General features: G+C 69.3%; 5 protein-coding genes. 3 read left to right on the plus strand and 2 right to left on the minus strand.

Annotated elements, in window-relative coordinates:
* Nucleotides 1-105 precede the first annotated feature (105 nt).
* From OTB20_RS41645 to OTB20_RS41655, 3 genes are all read left to right on the plus strand, one after another.
* A complete protein-coding gene (locus OTB20_RS41645; protein ID WP_267825109.1) occupies nucleotides 106-666 on the plus strand; it encodes a hypothetical protein in 561 nt (186 codons plus the stop codon).
* A 350-nt stretch (nucleotides 667-1,016) separates the two neighbouring features.
* A complete protein-coding gene (locus OTB20_RS41650; RefSeq protein WP_267825110.1) occupies nucleotides 1,017-1,250 on the plus strand; it encodes a hypothetical protein in 234 nt (77 codons plus the stop codon).
* Complete coding sequence (locus OTB20_RS41655) at nucleotides 1,250-1,522, plus strand: hypothetical protein (RefSeq protein ID WP_267825111.1); 273 nt, start codon at nucleotides 1,250-1,252, stop codon at nucleotides 1,520-1,522. Before OTB20_RS41650 ends, OTB20_RS41655 begins: the two co-directional genes overlap by 1 nt.
* A 1,736-nt stretch (nucleotides 1,523-3,258) precedes the next feature.
* On the opposite strand, the gene OTB20_RS41660 is transcribed toward OTB20_RS41655, so the two are convergent.
* Entirely contained in the window at nucleotides 3,259-3,657 is a 399-nt protein-coding gene (locus OTB20_RS41660) for a hypothetical protein (protein WP_267825112.1), read from the minus strand.
* Nucleotides 3,651-4,334: a replication/maintenance protein RepL gene (locus tag OTB20_RS41665; RefSeq protein WP_267825113.1), complete on the minus strand. Its 684-nt coding sequence runs from the start codon at nucleotides 4,332-4,334 to the stop codon at nucleotides 3,651-3,653. The genes OTB20_RS41660 and OTB20_RS41665 overlap by 7 nt, the downstream gene beginning before the upstream one ends.
* Between the last annotated feature and the right edge of the window lie 1,162 nt (nucleotides 4,335-5,496).

Genomic DNA, 5,496 nt, shown 5'->3' on the forward strand with positions numbered 1-5,496 from the left:
ATGCCGAAGACCGAAAGAGGACTTCTCGTTAGAGGCCGACATGTCTGCTTGAGCCGTGTGCCGTGAAAGTGGCAAGCACGGTTCTGAGGGGGGTCCCGCGCAGCGATGCGCGGGACCTACCCGACCACGCAGCTGCTCGCCGGGACCGACGACGTGTACGACCCGCAGGGCGACGTCGTCGTCCAGGCCGAGCTCGCCGCCGAAGCCGCGGCCGCCGCCGCCCGGGAAGCCGAGCTGCGCGAAGCCGCCCGGATCGCGGCCCGCGCCGACGAGCTCCAGGCGCTGCGCGAGCTGGGCACGCTGGAGCAGACCGTGCCCCGCGAAGGTGACGAGGCCGTACGCGACGAACTCACCCGCCGCGCCGGGTCCTACGTCCAGGGCGACGTCGACACCTGGTTCGCGTACGCACTGGCCGCGCACCTCGGGCACTACAGCGAACCGGCCGCCCGCGAGAGGGCCGCCGGCCTTCTGCCCGCGCCGGTGCTCACCCACGCCGCGCTGCTCACCGAACTCGCCCGCCTGGTCCCGGGCGTCAGCGTCGACCAGCTGGGGTTCGCGGCCCGGCTCGCCACCGCCGACACCGAAGCCGCCGGCGACCTCGCCGCGTTCCTTGCCCAGGCGGTCACCGGTGACCCCGCACACGTCAAATCTTGCGTGTCACGCTAACGGGCTGTGACTGTCACGCACCCCCGGGAAGTAAGATCATAAGTGTCACGCTCCCTTCAAAGAGTCCCTGTTTGTCCGTTTCTTGAGCCGAAAACGGCTCTCCAGGGCCTTTGGAGGCCGGGGAGCGTGACACGTGACATTGAACGAGACGCGCACATATGAGTAAACAGAGAGTGACCGTGCAAGGGGGGCGTCTGCCCCGGGATCCGGCGGCCGGACCCCGGTCGGCCTGCCGACGTGACTGCCGCGCGAGGGCGGCGCCGTGGACGTTCGTCCGTACCGGGGTCCGGCGGCCCGCCCCGGCGCTACCGTGGTGAGACACCGCCAGTTCCGGCCCTACGGAGTCCTCGATGAGCGAACAGCCGGCCCCCGCCGACACCGCCGCCCGGCAGCTGGAGCCCGCGGCCGCCGAAGCGGTCCGCGCGTACGCGGCCAAGACCCGCGCCGACGCCGACCGGTTCGCCGCCGTCCTGGAGGACATCGCCACCAACGGCCTGCCCGACCCCGAGCAGTGCACCCCGTGGGAGGAGCTGCGCGAGGCCCACCTCACCCGCCTCGCAGCCCAGCGCCCGGCCGTCGCCTGATGCCCACACCGCACGGCCCGCGCCGCGCCCGGATCACGTTCTCCGACTCCGCCGCGAAGCAGCTTGAGAACATCACCAGCGAGGCGGACATCCACGCCCTGGACCGCGCCCTGGTCGTCGTCTCCGTCAACCCCGAAGTCGGCGAGCCGCTCCCCGGCAGCGCCGCCGGCCCCCAGCTGCGCGAGTACGCCGACGACGTCGAGCGGGTCCGCTTGTTGTACTGGGTTTCGGTTTTGCGGACCGTCGTCGTGGTCGCGTACCTCGAGGTCTGACCCGCGCCATCCCGGACCAGTCCGACCGCGCCCTGCTCGGGTCGAAGACGCCGGAGCCGAAGGCGAGGACGGTCCGCTGCAGAGCCCCATGTTCGTTGTTTGGTGAGGGATCGGGTCCGTCGTTTGGTGAGGGATCGCTCGCGTAGAAGGAATACCTAGGACTGACCGACCAGATGACGAGCGCGCTCTTCCCACCCGCCGTAGGCGAAGTACCGGTAGGTGAAGCTGTGGAAAACCCGGCTCACGCGACTGCGCGCACGGATGCGCGGGGCGCTCTCGCGCTGCGCGCGGATGAGATCGGCACCGTCAGCAGAGAGACGGGTCGACGCCCGGCCTTGCACCCTTGCACCCATCCCCGGGCGGCTCCCGGGGCGCCGCTCCAGGAGTCACGGCCGGCGGTTCGTCGCGGGCCGGATCCACAGACGGCCTTGCACCCCATCAGTAGGTAGTACAGGTAGTACCTCTGTGCGGGTTGTAGATCTCTCCCCCCTGAGAACAAAGCTCGCCACGCGGGGCAATCCTCACCCGCTCACCTGCGCCGACGTCCGGCCGTCTCCCGCCGCGCATGATCCTTCCCGGCGCTGTACGGCCGCCTGCGGCGTTTTGACGCCCTCCGGGCTCCCCGACTGCGGCGAGAGGCCCCAGAGGCGCTCACAGCGGCGCACAGCGGTTCGAGCGGGCAGAGGGCCCCGGACTCGCGGCCACGGCCCCAAGGACCGCGTCGCCGCGCCTTCCGTCCCGGAGCCACACCCTCGCCGTTCCCGGCCCGAGCTCTGCTCTCAGGGGGGAGGGAGTTCAACCCGCAGATAGGCACTACAAGTACTTACCTACATTGGGGTGCAAGACCGATCCCGCCAGACCCCCGCCGTCGACGGTCGTCACCAGCCGGTTGCAGCACCACCGTGCTGCCCGGCCCGCGAGGTCCTGCTGCTCCTGGTGGTGAGGGTGCAAGGACGTCTGCTGCAAGTCCGCTGAGGTGTGCAGCAGAGTGGAGCGCAGCAGAGTGGAGCGCAGTATTCGCACGGCTCAGGCGGCACACGGCTGCTGCACGGGTAGCAAGGTCAACCTCACCGGGGCAGCGGATGGCCGCTGCCCCGGGCGCGGCTACACGGGCGCGGCTGCTGCAACCGGCTCGCCGACCGGGGGCAGAAATGTGCCCCTGCTGCACTTTCGTGTGCACCAGGGGCAGATCCCACGGGTGGTTATCACCCGGGGGTGATGACCAGAGCTATCCGGCGGCCCGGACAGCTCTGAGCGGTGTCTGGGGCTGCCGCTTCGGCGGGCCTGTCTCGTACAGGCGGCCGGTGATCTCGGATTTGTACAAGCTGGCGTGGCGCTTTGGTATCGAAGCCGACACACGGGTTTTCAGAGTCGCTCCAAGAAACGTGCCCTGACCTGCGACGACCCCACCGTTGTACAAGCGGGGTTGTCCAATCCGGGTGTCGGTGTGGCACCACCAACACGTTTCGCCACCAAGCACCCACCCGACAAATCTCCGCCGCCCCCGGCCCTGGTGGTCCGCTCGCGCCCCGACGGCCTCCCGGAGGACCTCAGCTGCGCCGCACGAGCCGTGTCGCAGCTTCCAGGTCCCCGCGGTCGCCACCGTACGAGACGAGGATCTGCGGCTTTCCCCTCCAGGGGAACGATGTATCGCCCTGGCCGTTCGTGTCCCGTACCCACAGAAGCGGCGCTCGCCCCCGCGGTGAGGGGCGAGCCCCGCTTCTGTGGGCGACCGGTCAGGCGCTTCTGCGGGTGGGGACCGCAGTCAGGTGCCGCTGAGGCTCGGGCGGCGGGGCCGGCGCGGCGAGTTCGCCCGCTTTGATGGCCTCAGTGGCGTCAGCGAGAGCCTGCTCGAGGTCTTCGACGGAGGCGTACCCGGCGAAGTAGGGGTGGAGGAAGTAGCTGCGGTAGCGGCGGTCGGGGCGCAGCACGATGTTGCGCTCCACCAGCTGCGTCATCGCGATGGACGTCCGGTTCTTGCTGAGCCCCACACGGGCCGCCAGCTCGACTTGGGAGGCGTTGACCTCACCTCCGGGCCGCTGGAGCTTCACAAGGGCGCTCAGGAGGTCGTGGGCGGCCTTGGAGAGGTCGAGCTCGTGCAGCTTCGCGAAGGCGATATGAGCCTGGATCAGCATGCCTGTCCCTCCACGTCGGTGTCCTCGAACTCCAGCTGCCGCGTCCGCGGCTTCGGGGCGGCCGGCGGCTGGAACTCCGGGAAACTCTCCAGTGCCGCCACTTCGAGAGCATCCTCCCGCATCTCGGGAAAAGCATCCCTGAGCGCCTTCGCCGCATCCGCACGCAGCTCATCCAGCACGGCCTGCTGGATGTCGCCGTTGCCCTTGAAGCAGATCAACGGGTTCACGACCAGCAGCGAGTTCGGGCGGCGCTGCACCATGTGCCAGCTCTCCAGGCTGCTCAGAGCCCGGGTGACGTTCGCCCGCTCGATCCCGAGGTGCTTCGCGACCTTCACGTGCGTGATCCGCAGCCGGCCTTCGCGCTGACGGCCCATGCAGAACACCAGCACCGCCGACTGCGCCGGAGACATCCCGTGCCGGGCGATCAGCACGGCCAGGACCTCCGACAGGAAGTCGTTGCTCACCTGGCTGTAGCCGCTGCGCCCGAAGGCCGTGTGCGGCGCCCGGTAGCGGTACTCCACGCTCGCCGCGTGAACGGGACGGCCCGGCTTGGGCGGCGTGCGCTCCAGCGCCTTCGCGAAGCTGTCCACGATCGACGACGAAGCGCCGGCCTCACTGCTGGCGGCCTTCGATCGGCCCTTGCTGGTGGAGCGTCTCGCTTCGCCGGGCGGCGCCATGGACTTCCGTTTCCTCGATCATGTGTGAGTCTCCGGCACCCTAGCGGAGATTGTCCCCGCGAGCGGTGACGTTTGTCCCCGTGGGCGTGGCCCCTTGGTGCTGTAGTCAACACACAGCACTTCGGCTGTATGCAGGGCAGCAACATCCTGACCAGCCAAGACGCATGTTTGTCCCTCTTTCCGTGACCAAATCTGCGTCCCTTGTGTCACCACCAGCACAAACTCGCAGGTCAATGTGTCAGAACCAACACATAGGCCCTTGCAAACCCGCAGGTCAGAGCGCCTCTGCGCGCGACACCCTCTTCTCCTTAAGACGCACGCGCGCACGGACCTCAGCACCTCCCTGCCCACGTGCGGGTACCTGAGCCCGCCCGACGGCTCCCACAGGGCCGCACCAGCGCAACGTCCGCGACCAACTGCGGATGGGGCACCGGGATGGCTGATGAGGCTTCGCGTACTGGGCCGCGGCCCAGTACGGGTCGTGGACAGCGGCAGCGGCTCTGAGTCTCGGGCGGTGCCGGCCGCGACGGACAAACACAAAATGGAGTGGCTGAGCCCGGAGACCGGTTCCGCCGCGCGGCCTGGCGGCCACTCGGCTCGCGCACCTCCGCACCTTGAATTCAGCCTTTCGCGGATCTGAGGTTCCGTTCTGTGGCCGGGGTCTCCAAGCGCCGGAATTCTGCAATCTGGCGGTCGGTGGAAGTAACGCATTCCGGGGTTTCTCTCCGCTGAAATGTGCGTCCCGCCCGGGTGATTGGAGGGTGTCCCGTGTTTCCGCCAAAGGTACATGCTGCATCAACCCGATGCATGCACTACACTGGAACTCACACGAACGAGCGACCCCACCCCTCACAGTCAGCCCGGCCCGCGCCAGCGGGCCCCAAGGTTCTGGAGGCGCAGCCGGAAGGACCGTCAGGCGGGGGAGCGCAGCGGACCCGCCCAGGAGTCCGCAGGACTCCCCAACTCCCCTACTGGAGGCCACACTAGCCGCACCACCCCACCCCAGTGGCCCGCCCGCGCACCGCGCGGCCAGCCGGGCGCGCGGCGGCCGGCCCCACCGGTCCCAGGAGCGCAGCGGAGGGGACCGCCCTCGCATCGCGAGGGCCAGCGGGAGCGCAGCGACCGCCCCCCTTGCACATCGCGCAGCGATGTGGTACCCGCT

Origin of the sequence: Streptomyces sp. H27-H1 (genome assembly GCF_026627445.1) — a bacterium.
GTDB lineage: Bacteria > Actinomycetota > Actinomycetes > Streptomycetales > Streptomycetaceae > Streptomyces.